Consider the following 18,588-nt stretch of genomic DNA (forward strand, 5'->3'; position numbering starts at 1 on the left):
GTCGCAAGCGTGTTTATGCCTGTTTGGTCTCATGCGACGCAAATTTGGCGACGATTTGAACCGATTTCCGGGCGCAAACATGCAGCAGCCACGCGCTCAAGCAGGAAATAAGGAAAAGAACCAGCAGGAAACACAAAGGCGGCAGATGCGACAGAACGGAAGATTCGAGTTGCGCGAAAATAAACTCATGCACCAGATAAAGTTCCAGGCTCAACATACCCATCCATGCCAAAAATGACCGAACCGAAGAAAACAGGCGATACTTTGACAAAGCGGAGAAAAGCCGAGCCAGTAAATATGTGACGAACGGAATGATGCCCGCCAGAATCACAATAATGTTGACGGGACCCTTGTGGAACTGGGGCGCCCCGTCCAAAAGGTAAAAGTACGCACCCGAACCTGCAGCAATGATCACAACCTGCCACGGCCATGCCACCATCGCCAGAACATCTCTTTGACGGCTGTACAGATACGCCCACACGGCACCAAGAATAAAAGCGGGAGAACGGGTAATCAACTCATGAAAACGGGAAACCCAGCCGGCTGGGAACACATGGCCGGCCAGATCGGCAGCAAACATCAACACTGCCAGCAGCAGGCACAGCAGAGGAAGCCGCACGCGGTTGGGGGCATGCAACACCCGAATCAACAGCGGCAGCAACAGAATATACACAAAATAGGCTTCGATAAACCAAAGATTGATTCCCAGCAAATAGCGTATATCGTACCATTGAAGCGGAGCCTGCATGATGCAGAGCTTGCAAATACCGGCGATCAAGGCGGCAGGCAGAACACGCAAAATTCTCCTCTTGTAAAACACCCATGTACCGCTCTTGCAGCAGGAATGGTAGCACCCCAGACCGGAAAGAAAGAAGAAAAAACCTCCACGCCCCACCACAACACGGCAGGCCCTGCAAAATCGAAAGGAAAGAACGTATAATGCATGCCTTCGAGCTTATCGAAGTGATGCAGCATGATGCCCAGCATGGCCAGCCCCATCAAGGCAGCTCGATAGGTGGAGAGAAGTTTTTCAGAAGATATTCTCGCTGTGTGCATTGGCTAATGAAGCAACAGCAGGCGCACCCTGCACCTGCCGTTGCCGCCAATAGTAACAAAGCAAACCGATTTTAGCAACGGTTTTTCGACACAAAGAAACCCCGCAAGGAAAACCTTGCGGGGTTGAAAATGCAATGGCTGCGATGCTTACGCACCAAGCTGGAAACGCTTGAAATCGACGACCGTAATCGTGTCACCGAGTTCCTTGGACTTCGCGGCAAGGAGAGCTTCCACCGTAGTGGACGGATCCTTGACGAAGCCCTGGTTCACCAAGCAGCTCTGAGCGTACAGGGCCTTGAGCTTGCCCGGAAGAATCTTCTCAAGCATGTGCTCGGGCTTGCCTTCCTGCAGAAGCTGGGCCTTGGCGATTTCCTGTTCTTCGGCCACGAAAGCGGGGTCAAGGCTGGAGGAATCGACGCTCTTGGGAGCGGCAGCGGCGATGTGCAGGGTGAGATCCTTGGAGAGGGCCTTGAAGGCATCGGACTTGGCGGTTTCTTCCTTGCCGGAGGCAACGGAGAGAAGAACGCCGACCTTGCCGCCCATGTGAATGTAGGAGGTAATCGCTCCGTTACCGGCGACGCTGAGGCGTGCGAACTTGCGCAGCATCATGTTCTCACCGATGGAGGAACACATGGCCTTGATGTACTCTTCAACGCTGCCTTCGCCCATGGAAACCTGAAGGGCTTCTTCAAGCGTCTTGGCTTCGGAGGCCTTAAGAGTCTTGGCTACTTCGGCCACGAGGCTCTGGAACTTGTCGCCCTTGGCGCAGAAGTCCGTTTCGCAGTTGAGTTCAAGCAAGATACCGTCGCATCCGCAATCGGAAACGAGGGCGGCGATGATACCCTGATTGGCTTCGCGGTCTGCCTTGGCTGCGGCCTTGGCAATACCCTTTTCACGAAGGAACTTCACGGCGGCATCCATATCGCCGTCGCATTCAATAAGAGCCTTCTTGCAGTCCATCATGCCCGCGTCGGTCTTGTCGCGGAGGGATTTGACGAGTGCGGCTGTAATTTCTGCCATATTCGTATTGATCTGGATGGAAGGTTAGGCCTGCTTGGCGCCGTTGATGGCGGCGACGAGGCGGGAAAGGATGAGGCGAATGGAACGCACGGCGTCGTCATTGCCCGGAATCGGATAATCGACAGCGTCCGGATTGGCATTCGAGTCGGTCAGCACGACAACGGGGATGTTGAGGCGATGAGCTTCGCGAATGGCGATATCTTCGTGATCGGCGCCGATGGCCACCATGGCATCGGGAGAACCGCCCATATTGCGGATACCCTGAAGGTTGCGGGAAAGCTTGGCGCGTTCGCGATCGAGAGCGGCGATTTCCTTCTTGGACATGCTCTTGAACTCGGGCTGCTTGTCGAGGTTTTCGAGCCAGTCGAGGCGGGCGATGCTCTTCTTGATCGTAGCCATGTTGGTCAGCATGCCACCAAGCCAGCGGTGATTGACATAGTACTGTTCCGTGGCTTCTGCCGCTTCCTTGACGGCTTCCTGAGCCTGGCGCTTGCAGCCGACGAAGAGAATCTTCTTGCCGCGGCGGGAAAGGTCTGCGAGGAATTCGCAAGCTTTATCGAGGCACTTTTCGGTTTCTTCCAAATTGATGATATGGATACCGTTCTTGTCTGCCAACAGATATTTCTTCATGTTGGGGTGCCACTTGCGGGTCTGGTGTCCGAAGTGGACGCCAGCTTCTACCATCTCGGTGATGAGTTCGTTAATCATATGTGTGTGAATTGCCCTTCCTTCAAGCAGGTGAGGGCGGGTGGTGGAAAGTGCTGTTCTTGAGCCCTGAGCTTCCCTTTGTTATCATAACAGCATCAGCAGGGGCAAGGAATATAGGTTTCCACACGGCATTTGTCAATCAAAATATGGCAGATGCAACAAAGTTTTAGGCCGGTATTCCGGCAACCCAACAGTATTGCCCAAGCACCGGCGACCAGGATATTGACTCGACCTACGCACTCCGTGGGAAGTGCGACAAGCCGGGCGTCTCCGCTCTCCTCCTCTCGTGCGGTTTCAATCCAGCGCGTGATCGAGTGGGCGCGATCCCACGGCACGGAGAAATACCGCTCCATCGTATCGATATCGACGGCAAACACCGTCGCGGAACTATACGTCCGCGACACCAGCTTCCCGCCATCCTTCTCGCGGCCTACGGCCAGATACAGTTGCGTAATCATATCAACTACTCCTTCCTTCGCGATAACCTATTACTTTGCCGCCCCCGCCAGCTCCTGCAGGAAACGGTGCGTCCCCAGGAAATGCCCCCAGGCATATGCCTCACCCTTCCGCGCCGCCGCCGTGGCCACCGCCCGCATCCGCTTCACATAGCGGCCGAAACTGCACGTCTGCAACACCTCGCGGATCACCTCCATGCTCGCCCGGCCCACCTTGTCCTCCCCGGGATCCGGCAGCCCGAAGGCCCTCCACACCGCCGCGATATCCTCCTCCGGCAGCTCCGAAGGCAGCTGAATATTGATCCCGCGCTGCACCGTCTGCGACAGCACCTTGCGCCACTTGCTCAGCATATCGCCCGCAAGACGATCCTCCCACACCTCCGTCCCCACAAACACCAGGGCGCAGCCCGTCCGCTCGTAAATCTCGCGGAACATCTCGATCACCTCCGCCCCGCGGTCCTGCCCCATCGCCACCTGGTGCGCCTCATCGACAATCAGCGTATGCCGCCGCCGAGGCCATGCTGGCAGCCCTCAAGGGCCAGCAGTTTGAGGATGCGGCAAGCGACTGGGCATACTACCAGACGACCGTCAGCAAGCTCACCCACAAATCTACCGCAGGCAAGGCCATCCATACGCTGGCCGTGTCCGCTCCTGTTATCATTTAATCAACAATCAAATAATCAATATATTATGTCTCAAGTTACCGTAGATCATCTCAAAACTCTCCGCCTCGGCAACGTCGTGTCGTTTGTCGCAGCCGGAGACAAGTATACCGCCGCCACCGACATCGCCAAAGCTACCGATGTCGACTGGTCGATCCTCGGATGTGTCGAGGAGTTGTCGCACTCCCCGCAGACCGAAGACGACGCCGTTGCCTATTTCGACCCGAACACGCAGAAATACAACGAGGACAAGAATACAGAAGTCAAGTCCGACCAGTTCAAGACGAAGATTGCGGACTGGTCGCCATTTGTCTGGCAGCTCAAATACCGCACGGAAAATCCGTTGGAAACGGGCAAGATCGTCCCGATGTTCGCACTTTCGGAGCCGTCCGTCAGGTGCTGGGTCAAAGTCGAAAAGTACGACGGCAAGAAGCGTCTGCTCTGCACTCAGTACCTGTTTTGCGACGTGCGTATTGACGGCGAAATCGCCGAGAACAACAAGCTCGCGCGCCCGACGCTCATCCTCGACGTGGTGCCGTCCGTCAATAACGGAATGATCGCTACCGAGGCGTTGACCGGCACTCCGGAGGCACCTGCAGGAGGCGAATAGAAACGCAAGCTACAAAACTGATTGAAAAAAAATGAAAACATTAAGAATCAATAATGTAGCTTGCGGAGAAGACGACACGATTATGCGTACGTGTACCTCTTCCACGGGATTCGGGAAGCAGAAATGCTCGCCAGGAACCGTACTATGTCAGGCTTACCCTGATATGAGAACGCTCCGCGCGAATCCTGCGACGCAAGAATCAAAGGGATTCCCGCGAAGTCTGCGATCTGGGCTTGCAAAGCTTCGCGGGTTTCGTCCGCTGCATGCGTAGTGGACATCGCACTCTGCTTTACAATTACGATAGCAAAAGTCACCCCTTGCTCCTTGATTATGGCTCCATCAATTGTCATAGGCCACAATAGATAACATAACAGGCCGTCAAAGACAACGTGGTCACTCTAACCTAATTTGTCATGGCGTCACCCCTGGAGCTTTGCGGCTCCGGGGGTGTTTTGCATGCGGCCAAAAACACAGAGTAAACACCAATAATGTATTGATATTCATTCTGCCAAAGCGGCCAATTTTGAATACAATTACGCAGTCAATGCGATGACACGTTGAGCCAAAGCCTCAAAAATACCACGGAATTTATCACGATTCCCGATCATATTTTCTTTCGTGATTCCTCCAACGTTTCCAATCTGCGCGATGTCGTCATCAGACAGAGCGAAGACAGGTTTCGAAACCTGCTGACTAATGGCGATCAGGGAATTAAAATCAGGAACGTGAGCAAGGTCATACGGATGCAATTCACTTCCAATCAGCACATCGCGAAGATCGTCAGAAGATATGACGCAGTCAATATCGGAAAGCGATGGCACGAATTTCTCATTGATTTCACGCCCGATAATATCAATCCAGCGTTGGAAAGCCACTGCTGGACGCTCATTTCTCGGCCTGTACCTCTGTTGTATAGCTCCGAGGAATTTCGGCGCATTGCGAATAAAATACGCATCACTCGTAAAATCATTATCTTCCCTGAATCTGCAAATCTCCCGTTTCCATTTTCTAATGTTCTTCTCCAGCGACCCTATGGCCTGTAAGCAATAGTAATCGGGAGATGTTAGAACGATAAAGTAGTCACTCGACATGAGGATAACCTCGTTCAAACCTCCGACATTCGGACTAAGGTCATAAATCACATAGTCCATATTATGATTATCAGCAATGTTCTTCAGGACTCCGGGTAGATTGCCCGGAATGTTTCGCGTCGCCGGTACACCTTGAGCGATTTTAAGCGATACACTGATCTGGGCATCCAGATCCGAGACATCCAAATGCCCGGGCAGGCAGAAAAGATTTTCCTTTTGCGTCCGCAAAAGGTTACCATCGCTCGAAACGATCCTGGATACCGAATGGCCGTCGATCAACGATCTCACAATAGGTTGCATAGTGAGGTTATTGCGATTATTGTAAAAATTGATCATCGCATCATCATCAATCGCGATATACCCCATCACGAGACCGGTTAAATTGCATTGGGAATCAAGGTCGATCATCAGCACGCGCTTCCCGGCTTCGGCAAGACTCCAACCCAAATTGAAGGCTGTTGTCGTCTTGCTGACGCCACCTTTATGATTGAATAAGCAGATTGACTTGGACATGGCTCTTGAGGTATTGTGATTGGTTATCGTGTATGAGTCAAGCGTATTCCGCTCCAAATATCTGGGCTAGAAATGTATGTTCGATATTTTGCCGAAAATGTTTGACGTCACGGCTTGTAATCGCTGTCGTACCAACCGTCGGATGCTGATCCGCCTCTCTCTCCATCGGCAAACGGCTCAAACAGCTTGCAGGCCATGACGGTTGCAAGCGCTCCAAGCTCCTCCGTGGATGGCACCGCCTCCGGCCACGGCCTGAAAAATTGGGAGTACCGGAGCTTGTAGACGGCGCGCAGCTTGCCGTCTGGCAAGGAGTAGCATAGCGTATCATGGCCGCGCGGGCGGAACAACTCAACGCCCATGTCGCGCTCGTAGTCCGCAACACTGCGCCCGTGAGCCTCCGGCGCAATCGGGATTGTGAGGCATTTGGCCGATGTGGCCGAGACCGTGCCGCCCTTGATTTTGAGGGCGAGGCCGTAGCGGTCACCCCCCTCGCCGAAAACGATGCTGAAGGAGTCGGCGTCACTTGGTCCCTCGCTCCATCTGTCCGGGATACCCTGCGCCCAGTTGGTGTCTTTGCGCCCCGCCCCGTGCGTGGGCAAGGCGGGGTTGTCGAAGTAGTCGTTGCCGCGCTCCCGGTACCAGTCCTGTATGTAGCGCGTCATGCCGCTGGCGATCGACGCATTGACATTTGGCATGTTGTCGCGCCCGGCCAGCGCGATCATGTCGTCAAGTCCTGTGATTGCAAACTCCATGACCCAATGATGCCGCATGCGACGTGTTTCCGCAAGGCGTGACGCGGGGGCTAGCCCACCGGCATCTTGTTGATTGCTAGTCCGCAAGCATGGGATAATGAGGGCATGGCTGACGCTGAATTCACAATCACTGGCCGGACGCAGGTTGATACGTCCGGGATGAAAGACCTTGCCGACACGGCCAAGGACGCAAAAGACGCAATCGACAAGATCACTGCCACCCCGGATGCGTCCCCCAAGGTGGATGCAACCGGCATCGAGGGCATCAAAGACTCCGCGCAGGAGGCCAAGGAGGCGGTAGATAAGCTCACGACGACACCGGACGCCGTGCCGCGCGTCAATACGACGGAGATCAGGAGCGTGCCGGAGGTCGTTAACGAGGCTAGAGACGCCATCGACGAGATTAACGCCGTAGAGGTTGCGCCCAAGGTGGACACGAGCGGGCTTGAGCGCGTCAGGGAGGTGACAGGACAGGCCAAGCAAGATCTTGAGGAGATGTCTGCCGCCATGGAGGCGGCCATGGCCGGAATGGATGCTCCCACGCAAAACGCCATGCGCTCTCTTGAGGAGCTGCTTGCCAAGTATCAGGAGATGGAGTCCAAGCTCAAGAGCGGCAGCTTTGAGTTTGACTTTGACTCTGAGGGTAATGTGCAGTCGCTCAAGGATGTTGAGCGAGCAATCGAGCAAGTGATCGACGCTCAGGTTATGCTCTCCGACCAGACGTCTGATATGGACTTTGGCGGCAAGTGGGGCGACCAGGTCAACGAGGACGTTGACAAGGTGCTCAATGCTTACAATACGGAGGTTGAGGCGGCGGAGGCTGCCGCCGAGAAGCTGGTGGCAGCCGAGGAAAAAGCACAGAAGGCCGCAGAGGAGAGCGCGGACAAGGTTATTGCCGCCTACAAGCGCAAGCAACAACAAATGGGCCGCTCGATCGATCAGCTCAAGGCCGATCTCGAAGAGTACAAGCGCAAAATGGAGGAGGCCGCCAAGGCCGGTGACAAGATCGGTCAGGCCGAGGCCATCAAGGGGATTGAGGACACCAGCAAGGCGATTAAGGCTGTTGGCACGGCTGGACGCACGGCAAGCGGTGGATCCGAGCAGGCCGCGCGCTCCATGAGTACGCTGGCGCGCATGTTTTCGACGGGGCGCGTGGAGGGTGAGAGTCTGGCTGCGTCGATCCGTGGCATCGGCAAAGCACTCAAGACGGGGCTTGGTCCTATCGGGTGGGGTATCATCATGTTTGAGGGCTTGTCCGCCGCCGGGAAGTTATGGGAAATGTTTAAAAATAAGTCCCGTGAGGCCGCCAAGCAGGCCGAGGAGGCGCGAAAAAAGGCCGAGGAGGAGGCCAAAAAGATGAAGGAGATCAAGATGGATGCGGTTAAGGCGGAGAACGCCCACGAAATCCAAAAGGCTGCTGACTACATGTACAACAAGGCCCTTAAAACAACGATTGAACTTGAGCGGCAAACACAGGAAATCAAGCACCAGCTCGCTCTTAAGCAGGGCGAGATCGATCAGGATATTATGGACATCAACAGCGAACGTGACAAAAATACATACAAGCTCAAGATACAAAGTGTAGACGAGGGGTGGACTCCGGAAAAATTGGAAGACGAATTGCAGAAAAATGAGGACGCACGCGCGATGGAGTTGGATGCAAAAAAACAGGAAAAGCTCATGGCTGAACGGGATGCCAACTTGCAGTCGGCGTACAAGACTTTCCAATCCGTTTTTGATTTGATGCCATCCATGCTGAACACGGGAGGGGACATTATCAAAAGCTCGAAGGATGTTGATTTGTTTGTGACTAAGCTGCGTGCAGCATACGTGGATAGATCGGCAAAAAAAGACAGAATGGGATTTATGGATGACGTGGGTAAAGATGTTTATGAATTCGGTTTGCGCAATGAAGGCGTAAGCTTTTGGGGTAGAAAGTCAAATGCCGAGGCATTAATCAGCTCAAACAAAAGTAAATTCGACGAGCTTGGCAAAAAATTAAATCTTACTGAAGAAGAGATGGTAGTCTTCTTGGGCCAATACACGGACGAGCTGTCTGATATGATTGGCGAAAAAAGAAAGGCATACGCAAAAGAATACACATCAATCAATGAAAGAGTCAGAATATTAGAGGGAGAGGTAAATCTCGATACAAGCGGAGCGAAAAAGAATGACAAAGGCGAGTACGAAAAGGAAGACATCCAAAAAGCAGCATCCGCCAAAGGCGTAAAAGCCGACGAGATGAAAAAAAGTTACAAAGATGGGTGGAAGTTACTGGATCAGATTTATAAAAGTAATCAATTGCTTGAGCAATCAATCGAATCCGTGGGGAAGGGGATGGAAAAAAGACAGGAAATATCTGTGCTCAGAGACGCCGCCAATCAAAAAACACGCGAAGATGAAGCCAATAAATACAAAATGGAAAAAGCTTTTGAGAAGATTGTCGAGGGCGCGAGTATCGAGGGATTGAAAAATCTGTATAAACAAGCCCAGGACGCGCTCGAAGATGCAAAAAAGAACGGCAGTAAAAAGGACATACAGGAAGCCGAACAATTTGCCGACAAAGTTAAGGGGATACTCGACAACAAGCAGGATGCGGCAGACAAAATGACGAAAGAAATAGACGACGCTATCGCCAAGGCTCTAAAGGACAAGAGCCTTAAAAAGAAAGATAGACAAGGATTACTCGAAATGAGGGATAAGCTAAAAAAAGCGGCATCGGACGGAAACCTTGACATGTCCGAGCTACAACAAGTCGCCCCCTATGTAGACGCTGCGGCCAAGAGTGCAGAAGGAGTCAAAGAATGCGTCACTCAAATGACTAATGCCACGTTAGATATGGCTAAAAGCCAAGCCAAGATTCAAGGCGAAATGGAAGGAAAATTTCAGGCATTGGCAGATCATCTGCAAAATGAACTCGATAACATTAAGAGACAAATGAAAAACAAGCAATCAAATTAACTACGCAACTGATGTCTGAACATCTGACGCAATACGTAAGAGACAGCAATTGGGAAGATGTATCCAAGAGATGAGAGCGTGAGCGGCAATCCTATCTCAAGCGAACCTTTTGACCACAATATCGCTCCTGCTATAAACTGAGCAAGAGCAGCACAAATAAACACGATAAAGCTTGTCGTAAGAAGATTGTCGGCGAACTTATTTTGACGTGGAGTTAATATCTCATTTTTTTCCCTTTCGTATTCTGCCCTCATGTCGTCGATGGCGTCTCTGATCGGAATCCACTCGTCAGCATTTTCGCCTCGAATCATCATATCGTCTGTAATTTCTCCCCTCCATAATGCGTTTCGTATTATCGCGTAAGAAAAAGGCCCCTTAACCTGCTTACCAAAATAACAGTAGTATTTCGCCATACCCCCACACTACCACGCGTCGAATTCGGCGGCAAGCGAAAAAGTCCAACTTACAAGCCAACGCAAAACTCATTGACATCACCCTCTAGCCCACCACGCTCCGATTGCTCCCTGTCCTCGCACGCCGTACAATAGGTGCATGAGGACAAAAAGCACCATCCCCATTACCTTTGACGGCCTGGACATCCTGACGCCGGGCGGCCTGTACGACGGCGAGGAGATCAGGATGCCTCTCAGCTACACCACGGAGGCTGTACCCGGCATCAACCGCCTTGCCCCCGCCCTGTACTCTCACGGCAACGTCTCCGGCACGTTCGACGTGACCACCTCCCGCGACTTTGTGGACGCGGCAGACGCGCAAGCCGAGTTTGCCGCGCAGCTGCGCACATGGCGTGGCAAGGGGGTCGGAGTCCTGGTTATCGACGGCATGCGGTATGAGGCCGTCCTGACCTCCTTTGATCCACGCCTCTCACGCGCCAGCACCCGGCTCACGCTCGGCTACAGCTTTGCCGTCGGCAAGGAGCTGACGGACTCCACCGGCGGCGGCTCCACCACCCTCCCGGACGGCTACATACCCATCGGCTGATTATGATTACTCTGGACGTACAAGACCTGCGTGACATGCAGTGCGAGAGCGGCAGCCTCGACCTGCAGAGCATGGATGCCTCAACCCTCTCCCTGACATTCGCCCGCATGGACGGGGAGTTTTTGCGCCGCTGGGTGTATGGCGAGCGGCTGCGCCTCACGCGGAGCGGCAAGACTATCTTCGAGGGCTGGATCCGTGACATTGAGCACAGCATCAGCGCGGGAGCTCGGCGTGTCTCCATCTCCGCCGCCGACAAGTGGGACGACGACGGCAAAAACATCTACTTCGCCCGCGAATCCACCACCTCCGGATATATCGGCAAGGCGACGCCGAGCAGCACCGTCTATGTGGCCGACACCGTCCGCGACGTCCTCAGGATCGGAGGCGCGAACATCGTCACCTCTCCGGGGACGATGAGCGAAATGGTGCCGTTCGCATCATCCTCAGAGACCCGGCAGAATCTCACGAAAAAGATAGGCCGCTGGGTGCCCAACCTCATCAGCCGTACGGAGTGGGACAAGCCGCCCGGCAGCGACGAGGAGATTAAAAAAGTCATCATCGCCACGCCTCGCGAGTACCCTCCTGCCATCATCGACGTCAGCGACATCGTGACCGAAACGATCCAGCTCAAGCCCCGTTACGACCTCTGCCCGTCGTCCGTGACCATCATCCGCCACTGGACGGACTCCCTCGGCTACAACCACACGACGACGTGGACGGTGCCGGAGGGCGGCAATCCCCACGCCGTGGATGCGTATGTGTTCGAGACGAACGATACGGCACAAGGCGACAACGAGGAGGTAGAGGACAAGTGGGGCAAGGATCCCGGCACATCGACCGGCAGCGGCACCAATAGTGCCAACACTCCGCAGCGCATGACGATCAAGGGGCGGCACATCCCGGATGCCGAAAATCTCACAAACGGAAATACGACGAACACCAAGTTTTGGGGAGAATATTACCCTATATTGCAAGGTCTTGATGGACTCTTGGAGTACAGTCCTCTCCGCCAAACGTGGAAGGTGTACGACCAGGACGAGCCGGATCCCGGAGCGAGCGACAGCGAGGCCGCCAAGGCCGAAAACCGCAAACCTTGGAACTACGGGGAGGATCCCAACACCAACTCCCGGCTGCGATACGCACTATTCGAGGGCGAAATATCCGACAAATTTAAAAATGTGCGCTGGGTCAACGCAACTCTCGAATGCTACGTGCGTTTCAAGGATGGCGCCGTAATCCCAGCCGGTCATGATCGAAGCCGTCTTGCTCGATTTTTCCGGGATGATGATGCCGACGACACGGAGTTTGACAAGGAGGGCGACAACGCAGCAGCCAGCGCGAAAAAGAAGGCGTTGAGACGCATCCTGACGCTTGATTGTGTGCTTATTGACAGGTTTCAATCCTCCTATCTCGAAACAGCCGAATGCCCCGAAGTGGATCCCGCGCAGGAAGACTATCCCACGGACGAGGACAAGGAGGAAGCCGAAAAGGAAATCCCCGCCGACTACGCTGCCGCCGCCGAAGCCTATTACAACGCCACTCGCGACCTGCAGTATGACGGCTCCATTACCATCCGCCAGACACCGGAGGAGGCAATCAACTACCTCGGCTGCCACCTCTCCATCAAGGGCGGGTTGCCGGAATGGGAGACCATGCGTACCATCGTGCAGGGAGTGAGCATCGACCTGATGACGGACAGCGTCTCCCTCACCCTCGGATCGCGAGATCAGGAGTTTGAGACGCCCAAAGCCCGCAATCTCACCAAGGAGGCGCGGGAAATCACGGAAGACGAGCGCACCAGCGGCAACATGGCCGGAAGCGGCGGCGGCAGCCTCGCCGATACCAACCGCACGGAAGAGGAGAAAAAAGAGGCGCGCGGTAAGAAAAACCGCCCATCGTCCCCGGCCATCGGGCCGAAGCTCGACACCAAGGACGACCCGATCGAGTACCACCGCAGGCCGTTTGAGATCACAACCAAGGCAGCCGGATACAAGACGGAGGAGGGGCATGTGTACGGCACCTATGGCGACCCCGTGAAGGTCGAGTCCAAGGAACTTTCCCCGGAAGTGAGCGACTGGTACCTCGTGTACAAGGTCAACAAGGACAAGTCGATCGAGAGTGCGCAGATTACGGACCGCAAAACGGACGTACACAGTTACGACGAGACGCAATCCACAGGTGCGTGGCCAGCCATCTACTGCATCCATCTGGCGCACATCGAAAACATGTCCATCTCCCAAAAATGGACGGGAGACGTGTATTTTGACGGCGCGGAGCGGAACCTCATGCCGTTCGAGTTGTATCGGCTGGCGGACAAGTGGCTGATCAATCGCGGCAAGGTTGTATCTCCCCTCGGTGAGCCGACCGATCCGGCCTTGTACCAGGCTGTCAACGGTGTGATTGCCACGCCGGGCAAGTGGTACCTCAACTACAGTATCAATGATGAGAGCAAGCTGGTGACGTTTGCCGAATTGAGCCAGCGGTGGCAGCCGATCCACATGTATGACAAGGCCTACCACAACAACGAGTGGCCGGCCACCTACTGCATCCATGTCGCCACCGTCAACCCCAACGGCACGGTTATCCAGCACCACACGGGAGACGTGTACTTCGAGGCGGAGCTCTACCCGCCCGGAGGGGGTGAGGACAACCCGTCCTCATCGGACTCAAGCTCGGCCGGAGGAGGGAGCATCCCTGTGTTTGTGGATGCCGACAACGGGGCGGATTCGGCTCGCGTGGGAATCGGCGTGCGCGACAGGTCTACGCCTTCCAAATGGCATTACTCTGTGGAGCTCCAGTACGCCAACGAGATGCCATCAACCGATCCGACAACCGGCTACTCCGACCAGTTCGGAGGAGTTTACTCCTGCGCTATCACAGGCACAGGCGCGGGCTCAATCTATGTGTATCCTTTTCGGCGGCCTCACATCTCATACGGGTCGATCGTGTATCCCATGTCCACTCAGGACTGGTCGTACGCAGGCGACATCGAGTCACAACGCGCGTTACACACCTACGGTCTCACCTACGCCGCCAAGTGGACGATTGACGACGATATCTCGCCCGGAGCAGCCCCCATCGGCAACCCTCGCATCCTGCGCGGTATTGTTGAGATACCCAAGGGCGGCGGCCTTGAGATCGGAGCGGAGATCGACCCGGACAGGCCGCAGGCATACCACTCCATGACGGATGCGGAGCTTGCCGCGCATGGCTGGGTCAAGGTATGCGGAGGCATGCCGGATAGTGTGGACGGACATACGCACGCCCTGTTCATGGCGACTCGCAGGGGCAAGCTTTTTATGTTTCAACGCACCCAGAATTACGACTTAATCCCTTGATTATATGATAAAAATAGCATTTGTAGACTGTTGGCCGATGCACGACCCCAACAAGGGATGCCCGAACTGGATCCTTGAGCAGCTCGACGGCATCGCGGAACTTGCACCCCTGCGGGAGGCGAGCCTGGTCATCGGCTCCAACTACGGCAGCCGGTGGCGTGACCTGCAGGGCAAGCCTTATATCCTCCATACCTGTGAGCCGTGGGGCCGCATGGACAAGCGGCACGAGCTGGCTGCTCACATCCTCGGCTACGACCCGGACGGAGAGTCATGTACGCGCCTGCCGAGCTGGATCATGTACCTTAATCCTCACAGGGATTACAGTGCCCCCGGTACGGTGGCGGCTGAGGAGGTGGCACGCCGCCGCCGCAAGATCCTCGCCGTGGTGTCGGACAAGTGGTGCCCGCCGCGCAACATGATCATGACGGCAGCCCTCGACCGCGGCCTGATGGACTCCATGGGCTGCTGGATGCCGACGCATCCGCAGGTGCGCAGCAAGCACGCCGTGTGCGAGATGTATGCCTTTGTCCTCGCTGCCGAAAACGGCAATGCACAGCCGGGATACACCACCGAAAAAATCATTGATGCCATCAACGCCGGGGCTATCCCGGTGTACTGGGGCGCGGAGCAGTCGGACATCAACCCGGCGCGCGTGATCGACCGTGCGAACTACGGGAGCGATGCGGCCATGCTTGACCATATCGAGGAGCTGTCGCGGGATCCTGAGGCGATGGCTGCCATCATCAACCAGCCGGTGTTCCTGCCCGGTAAGGATCCACGCCCGCACATCCGCGAGCGGGCGAGGGAGGTGGTTGAACGGATGTGTCATTAGCAAGGATCATGCCTGTTGACAATTATATAAGTTAGAATATAGTATAAGGCATGGTGACAAGCAAAATTAGATCAAGGTGCATTAACCCTGCATGTAATGGGATTCCTGAAATCGTTGGCATCAACGATTTCGCCATCGCATGCAAAATCTGCGGTATTACAACATATAAAACAGCGACGGATGAAGAGGGCGCGTGGCAAAATTGGGAAGACATGATTTCACAATTTCCTCAATATGCACGCGTTAGAACAGGAGATTATATAGGATGCAAAAATAACGGACTTTCATACAATATGATTGTTGATGAGATAATATTTAGCGGTCGGACTTACACCACGACGGGGGAAAGCTTCCATAAATCTTGTCTCGCGAGCTATTTAGGCATCACAAACTGGGATGCCGGATCACCGAAAGAAAAAATATAATAAAATGAAAACAGAAGTAAATAATACTATCTTTGAAGATGTTGAGAGCCTTGCAGAACAATACAGGGTTATAATGGGATCTCAAAGGTTAGAAATTAAAATATGGTTAAATACAAGAAGTCAGCTGTACAGGTACGACGTGAGTCATCATTACCAAAGAAGCGATCAGGGAGCACCCTACATAAGCAGCTGTGTGTATGCACATACAAGCCTTGACGCACTCGAAAAGGCCGCAACATACTTAAGGTTGGCTAATAATCCAAAAGACGATCTAATTCAATGGTTTATTAATCCTAATTTTTGATAAACACACCATATTCCAGCCGACTACGAACAGGATATGAAGCAAGTCTAACCTCAACCAGCCCCGCCCCTCAAAGGCGGGGCTTTTCGTGTACTGATTTTGCGGTCATAGCGCGCTTTTCCGCATTGCAAAAAAATTACAAGTAATTTTCTTAATTACTTATTTTCAACGTTTTATCAATAAAATAATCCACGCACTCCGTGAGGAGTGCGACGTGCGCCCACATCGTAGGATCGTTAAATTCTGAACTGTTTCAATCCACGCACTCCGTGAGGAGTGCGACATTTCGCAGGCGACGGCTGACTCATAGTCTTCAAAGTTTCAATCCACGCACTCCGTGAGAAGTGCGACGGCGCGTGACCCCCGGCTCCGGGTGCGGGTCGGAGTTTCAATCCACGCACTCCGTGAGGAGTGCGACTTTCTGCCTGCTCAAATAAAGCATTAACACATTCAGTTTCAATCCACGCACTCCGTGAGGAGTGCGACTTGTGATTTTGATTTCTTCTCCCGGCTGCGGAGAGTTTCAATCCACGCACTCCGTGAGGAGTGCGACTGCCAATACCATAACATGCTGATACAGCCTTGTCCATGCTTGCATTTTCGCGAACCTGCTTCCGTGATACGTCACTTCGCGGAAGAGGTTTCGCACCAATTCTCTCAACATCCTTATACTGAGCAAACTGCAAAATACGCCGATCTCCCGGGAATTTCGCCACAGCTTGGGGTTCGCGCAGCATGGCAGCAGGGAAGCCGCCACGCATGAAATCATACGATGAGACAGCTCCGGGTGCAAGCATTCAATCGTACCCGAGCGGCCTCATTCTTCTTCCCGCTCATCGGGACCGTCCTGCAGCATGTCAGCAGTCACAACATACTGGGCCGCACATCGGGGGCAGGTGATGTCCAGCTTGCCCTGTTCCGACAGGAGGTCGGCAAAGTCCTTTTTCATCGTGCGGACGGTGGGCAGGATTTTGTCGATGGTGCAACCGCAGTGGAAGCGGAGGCGGCGCGTTTCCATGATCTTGGTGGCCTCATTTTTCTCCATGGCGTCGGCATCCTCAAGAGTGAGATTCTGCAGCCAGTCAAGATCGGCGTCGGGCTGCGCTGTGATGAGGATGAAGTTTTCGTCCGGCAACTCGAAGCAGCGGACTATGCGTTGTTCGCTTTGCCGGTAATAGTCTTCTATCCATGTTTCCGGCGTGTCGCCGTGAAGCAGGATGACGGATGTCTGCGGGTTTTTGCCGTCGCGGATCATCTGGGTGAACAGGGTGTTCTGGTCCGGCACGCGCACATCTTCCGTAAACGCCCGCGCCACGACGCTTTCCGTCAGCGAGGAGCCGGAGACAAAGAGGTTGGCCACCAGCGGACTGCGCAGGTTGATGGTCCACGCGTGGTATTCCGCCCACGGCCGGGAAACGAGATGCAGAGTGAAATAGGCGGTCAGGTTCTTCAGCAGGGAGTCCACCGGGTCTTCGTTGCGCAGGCCATGCTGCATCAGGTGCAGGTAGTAGTCCGTGAAAATGGGCGATAACTGCGCTTTCAGCAGATGGCAGTTCCGCTGGCGGACAAAGATGGATTCGACGGTGACGAAGTCATCCGTCATTTCTTGTTGTACGGTGTCCATGACTGTGGCTGATCGGGTTCTGTTCAAAGGGGCATGGGTACCTGTGCAGGGTTCTCCGGAAGGGGAGGAGGAGGCAGTACGATGCCTTCAGGGAGTTTGGCCGGAGCGATGCTGTTCACAGGGCGAACGGGATACATGGAGCCACCGTCGTGCATGTAGAGGTGCTGCCAGTCAAGGCGCACGATGTCACCGGGCTTCAACTTGGCAATGGTTTCCGCCACTTGGGGTGATTGTCCATAGACGGGTTTGGCTACATCCACGTAAACCGTCTGCTGTTTTTCATCACCGTACTTTCCTCCCTTGTGGTAGTCGAGGTACGAGGCAACGGTGAAGACGGCGACGCGCGACGCATGCCCGCAACGGTCGGGGCACAGCGAGGTGAGATGGCGACAGGGGATATCCTTGTAACCGTCGAACCGGGCAATGGTTTTGAAGGTTGCAAGCACTTCGTACTGTTTGAATGCAGCCGGAGCAGCCGATGTGGCAGGGACTGCATTTTGTTCGGTCTGAGCAGATAAAGCCGAAACGGTACAGGCTGCCAGCAGGATTCCTGCCATCATGCATGCTGAATGGAAAGCGTAGGGAGTTTTCATTGCGGATACAGTCTAGGGGAAATCCTTCCCGAATCAAGTCAAAAGGCTGTCGGCATATCTAATTATTAGCGGCATGCCTACGGAATCACGGCGAGAGGAGTTTACAGCGTACTCCAGAAGGGATACGGCGAACGCCCATGAAATAAGGCATCCCATCCCCCGGTTACAATCCACGCACTCCGTAGGGGTGCGGCCCGATCGTCCCGCCAAGGACGACTCACCAAGCCAAGTTTCAATCCACGCACCCGCATGGGGTGTTATTGTCCGACCCCGGCGCAGGCCATGCCCGTCAAGCATACCTCTACACCATGACATACCGACTCGCCCGCGCCGCGTACCGCCTGGCATCCGTTGCCCATGCGGCTAGCCCTGCTTTCCGTCCTGCGGAACAGCGTCTTCTTTCCTGTCCGGGGTTGAAGCATTCCGACCGCCCATCATCAAACGGATATAAGGCAGAGCGGATGGCCCATATTTGCCGGAAGGGGCGGGCGGAGGAAGCAATATCTCGTCAAGGAGCTTCGCCGGAGTGATGAGGTTGACGACGCGGGCAGGATAACTGCTGCGGCCATCGTATATGTAGAGGTGCTGCCATTCGAGGTTGACGACATCGCCGGGGGACAACTTCCTGACGGCGTCCATCACGAC

General features: G+C 54.5%; 20 protein-coding genes. 8 read left to right on the plus strand and 12 right to left on the minus strand.

All coding sequences use genetic code 11. The features are described from left to right. Positions 1 to 13: 13 nt before the first annotated feature. The 6 genes from AC781_RS09875 to AC781_RS09895 form a co-directional block, all read right to left on the minus strand. Positions 14 to 820 carry an acyltransferase family protein gene (locus tag AC781_RS09875; RefSeq protein ID WP_067777342.1) on the minus strand — a complete coding sequence of 269 codons (807 nt, stop codon included), beginning with the start codon at positions 818 to 820 and terminating at the stop codon, positions 14 to 16. After that, a complete protein-coding gene (locus AC781_RS14290) occupies positions 775 to 1,056 on the minus strand; it encodes a hypothetical protein (protein ID WP_245741019.1) in 282 nt (93 codons plus the stop codon). Before AC781_RS14290 ends, AC781_RS09875 begins: the two co-directional genes overlap by 46 nt. Positions 1,057 to 1,203: 147 nt before the next feature. Beyond that, entirely contained in the window at positions 1,204 to 2,076 is an 873-nt protein-coding gene (gene tsf, locus AC781_RS09880; protein WP_067777343.1) for a translation elongation factor Ts, read from the minus strand. 24 nt (positions 2,077 to 2,100) lie between these two features. Then, positions 2,101 to 2,784, minus strand: a complete 684-nt coding sequence (gene rpsB / locus AC781_RS09885) for a 30S ribosomal protein S2 (protein WP_067777347.1) — start codon at positions 2,782 to 2,784, stop codon at positions 2,101 to 2,103. Positions 2,785 to 2,879: 95 nt separating this feature from the next. Further along, positions 2,880 to 3,242 carry a hypothetical protein gene (locus AC781_RS09890; RefSeq protein WP_067777349.1) on the minus strand — a complete coding sequence of 121 codons (363 nt, stop codon included), beginning with the start codon at positions 3,240 to 3,242 and terminating at the stop codon, positions 2,880 to 2,882. 30 nt (positions 3,243 to 3,272) lie between these two features. Next, positions 3,273 to 3,707: a TniB family NTP-binding protein gene (locus AC781_RS09895; RefSeq protein ID WP_067777351.1), complete on the minus strand. Its 435-nt coding sequence runs from the start codon at positions 3,705 to 3,707 to the stop codon at positions 3,273 to 3,275. Between the two features lie 50 nt (positions 3,708 to 3,757). On the opposite strand from AC781_RS09895, the gene AC781_RS14110 reads away from it, so the two are divergent. Then, on the plus strand, positions 3,758 to 3,904 hold the full coding sequence (locus tag AC781_RS14110) for a hypothetical protein (RefSeq protein WP_156850344.1): 147 nt from the start codon (positions 3,758 to 3,760) through the stop codon (positions 3,902 to 3,904). Positions 3,905 to 3,929: 25 nt separating this feature from the next. Continuing rightward, positions 3,930 to 4,511 carry a hypothetical protein gene (locus AC781_RS09900; protein WP_067777354.1) on the plus strand — a complete coding sequence of 194 codons (582 nt, stop codon included), beginning with the start codon at positions 3,930 to 3,932 and terminating at the stop codon, positions 4,509 to 4,511. A 533-nt stretch (positions 4,512 to 5,044) separates the two neighbouring features. On the opposite strand, the gene AC781_RS09910 is transcribed toward AC781_RS09900, so the two are convergent. Further along, positions 5,045 to 6,115, minus strand: coding sequence for a ParA family protein (locus tag AC781_RS09910; RefSeq protein ID WP_067777357.1), 1,071 nt, complete (start codon positions 6,113 to 6,115; stop codon positions 5,045 to 5,047). Between the two features lie 107 nt (positions 6,116 to 6,222). Beyond that, on the minus strand, positions 6,223 to 6,867 hold the full coding sequence (locus tag AC781_RS09915; RefSeq protein ID WP_067777359.1) for a hypothetical protein: 645 nt from the start codon (positions 6,865 to 6,867) through the stop codon (positions 6,223 to 6,225). 105 nt (positions 6,868 to 6,972) lie between these two features. Between AC781_RS09915 and AC781_RS09920 the strand changes: the two genes are divergently transcribed. Continuing rightward, complete coding sequence (locus tag AC781_RS09920) at positions 6,973 to 9,828, plus strand: hypothetical protein (RefSeq protein WP_067777360.1); 2,856 nt, start codon at positions 6,973 to 6,975, stop codon at positions 9,826 to 9,828. Here AC781_RS09920 and AC781_RS09925 read toward each other — a convergent pair. After that, entirely contained in the window at positions 9,825 to 10,241 is a 417-nt protein-coding gene (locus AC781_RS09925; protein ID WP_067777361.1) for a DUF4339 domain-containing protein, read from the minus strand. The genes AC781_RS09920 and AC781_RS09925 overlap by 4 nt on opposite strands. Positions 10,242 to 10,380: 139 nt before the next feature. Between AC781_RS09925 and AC781_RS09930 the strand changes: the two genes are divergently transcribed. Genes AC781_RS09930 through AC781_RS13770 form a run of 5 tightly spaced genes read left to right on the plus strand, consistent with a single transcriptional unit; the run spans position 10,381 to position 15,726 of the window. After that, the gene (locus AC781_RS09930) at positions 10,381 to 10,827 is read left to right on the plus strand and encodes a hypothetical protein (RefSeq protein ID WP_067777362.1); all 447 of its coding nucleotides are present in this window, start codon (positions 10,381 to 10,383) and stop codon (positions 10,825 to 10,827) included. 2 nt (positions 10,828 to 10,829) lie between these two features. Further along, positions 10,830 to 14,165 carry a hypothetical protein gene (locus AC781_RS09935; protein ID WP_067777364.1) on the plus strand — a complete coding sequence of 1,112 codons (3,336 nt, stop codon included), beginning with the start codon at positions 10,830 to 10,832 and terminating at the stop codon, positions 14,163 to 14,165. A gap of 4 nt (positions 14,166 to 14,169) precedes the next feature. Further along, positions 14,170 to 14,997 (plus strand): glycosyltransferase family 10 domain-containing protein, encoded by an 828-nt coding sequence (locus tag AC781_RS09940; RefSeq protein ID WP_083076927.1) that lies wholly within the window; start codon positions 14,170 to 14,172, stop codon positions 14,995 to 14,997. 50 nt (positions 14,998 to 15,047) lie between these two features. Then, positions 15,048 to 15,422, plus strand: coding sequence for a hypothetical protein (locus tag AC781_RS13765; RefSeq protein WP_141675869.1), 375 nt, complete (start codon positions 15,048 to 15,050; stop codon positions 15,420 to 15,422). A gap of 4 nt (positions 15,423 to 15,426) precedes the next feature. Next, positions 15,427 to 15,726, plus strand: coding sequence for a hypothetical protein (locus AC781_RS13770; RefSeq protein WP_141675870.1), 300 nt, complete (start codon positions 15,427 to 15,429; stop codon positions 15,724 to 15,726). Between the two features lie 817 nt (positions 15,727 to 16,543). Here AC781_RS13770 and AC781_RS09945 read toward each other — a convergent pair. From AC781_RS09945 to AC781_RS09955, 3 genes are all read right to left on the minus strand, one after another. After that, complete coding sequence (locus tag AC781_RS09945; protein WP_083076929.1) at positions 16,544 to 17,350, minus strand: Hsp33 family molecular chaperone HslO; 807 nt, start codon at positions 17,348 to 17,350, stop codon at positions 16,544 to 16,546. 23 nt (positions 17,351 to 17,373) lie between these two features. Further along, positions 17,374 to 17,910 carry a hypothetical protein gene (locus AC781_RS09950; protein WP_141675871.1) on the minus strand — a complete coding sequence of 179 codons (537 nt, stop codon included), beginning with the start codon at positions 17,908 to 17,910 and terminating at the stop codon, positions 17,374 to 17,376. A 396-nt stretch (positions 17,911 to 18,306) separates the two neighbouring features. Next, complete coding sequence (locus tag AC781_RS09955) at positions 18,307 to 18,585, minus strand: hypothetical protein (RefSeq protein WP_141675872.1); 279 nt, start codon at positions 18,583 to 18,585, stop codon at positions 18,307 to 18,309. Positions 18,586 to 18,588: the final 3 nt, after the last annotated feature.

The organism is Neoakkermansia glycaniphila, assembly GCF_001683795.1.
GTDB classification, from domain to species: Bacteria; Verrucomicrobiota; Verrucomicrobiia; order Verrucomicrobiales; family Akkermansiaceae; genus Akkermansia; species Akkermansia glycaniphila.

Bases quoted from the DNA above. Each gene is read 5' to 3' on its own strand.
- AC781_RS14290 (WP_245741019.1), bottom strand. From the start codon at position 1,056: ATGCACACAGCGAGAATATCTTCTGAAAAACTTCTCTCCACCTATCGA.
- tsf (WP_067777343.1), bottom strand. From the start codon at position 2,076: ATGGCAGAAATTACAGCCGCACTCGTCAAATCCCTCCGCGACAAGACC.
- rpsB (WP_067777347.1), bottom strand. From the start codon at position 2,784: ATGATTAACGAACTCATCACCGAGATGGTAGAAGCTGGCGTCCACTTC.
- AC781_RS09890 (WP_067777349.1), bottom strand. From the start codon at position 3,242: ATGATTACGCAACTGTATCTGGCCGTAGGCCGCGAGAAGGATGGCGGG.
- AC781_RS09895 (WP_067777351.1), bottom strand. From the start codon at position 3,707: ATGGGGCAGGACCGCGGGGCGGAGGTGATCGAGATGTTCCGCGAGATT.
- AC781_RS14110 (WP_156850344.1), top strand. From the start codon at position 3,758: ATGCTGGCAGCCCTCAAGGGCCAGCAGTTTGAGGATGCGGCAAGCGAC.
- AC781_RS09900 (WP_067777354.1), top strand. From the start codon at position 3,930: ATGTCTCAAGTTACCGTAGATCATCTCAAAACTCTCCGCCTCGGCAAC.
- AC781_RS09910 (WP_067777357.1), bottom strand. From the start codon at position 6,115: ATGTCCAAGTCAATCTGCTTATTCAATCATAAAGGTGGCGTCAGCAAG.
- AC781_RS09915 (WP_067777359.1), bottom strand. From the start codon at position 6,867: ATGGAGTTTGCAATCACAGGACTTGACGACATGATCGCGCTGGCCGGG.
- AC781_RS09920 (WP_067777360.1), top strand. From the start codon at position 6,973: ATGGCTGACGCTGAATTCACAATCACTGGCCGGACGCAGGTTGATACG.
- AC781_RS09925 (WP_067777361.1), bottom strand. From the start codon at position 10,241: ATGGCGAAATACTACTGTTATTTTGGTAAGCAGGTTAAGGGGCCTTTT.
- AC781_RS09930 (WP_067777362.1), top strand. From the start codon at position 10,381: ATGAGGACAAAAAGCACCATCCCCATTACCTTTGACGGCCTGGACATC.
- AC781_RS09935 (WP_067777364.1), top strand. From the start codon at position 10,830: ATGATTACTCTGGACGTACAAGACCTGCGTGACATGCAGTGCGAGAGC.
- AC781_RS09940 (WP_083076927.1), top strand. From the start codon at position 14,170: ATGATAAAAATAGCATTTGTAGACTGTTGGCCGATGCACGACCCCAAC.
- AC781_RS13765 (WP_141675869.1), top strand. From the start codon at position 15,048: ATGGTGACAAGCAAAATTAGATCAAGGTGCATTAACCCTGCATGTAAT.
- AC781_RS13770 (WP_141675870.1), top strand. From the start codon at position 15,427: ATGAAAACAGAAGTAAATAATACTATCTTTGAAGATGTTGAGAGCCTT.
- AC781_RS09945 (WP_083076929.1), bottom strand. From the start codon at position 17,350: ATGGACACCGTACAACAAGAAATGACGGATGACTTCGTCACCGTCGAA.
- AC781_RS09950 (WP_141675871.1), bottom strand. From the start codon at position 17,910: ATGATGGCAGGAATCCTGCTGGCAGCCTGTACCGTTTCGGCTTTATCT.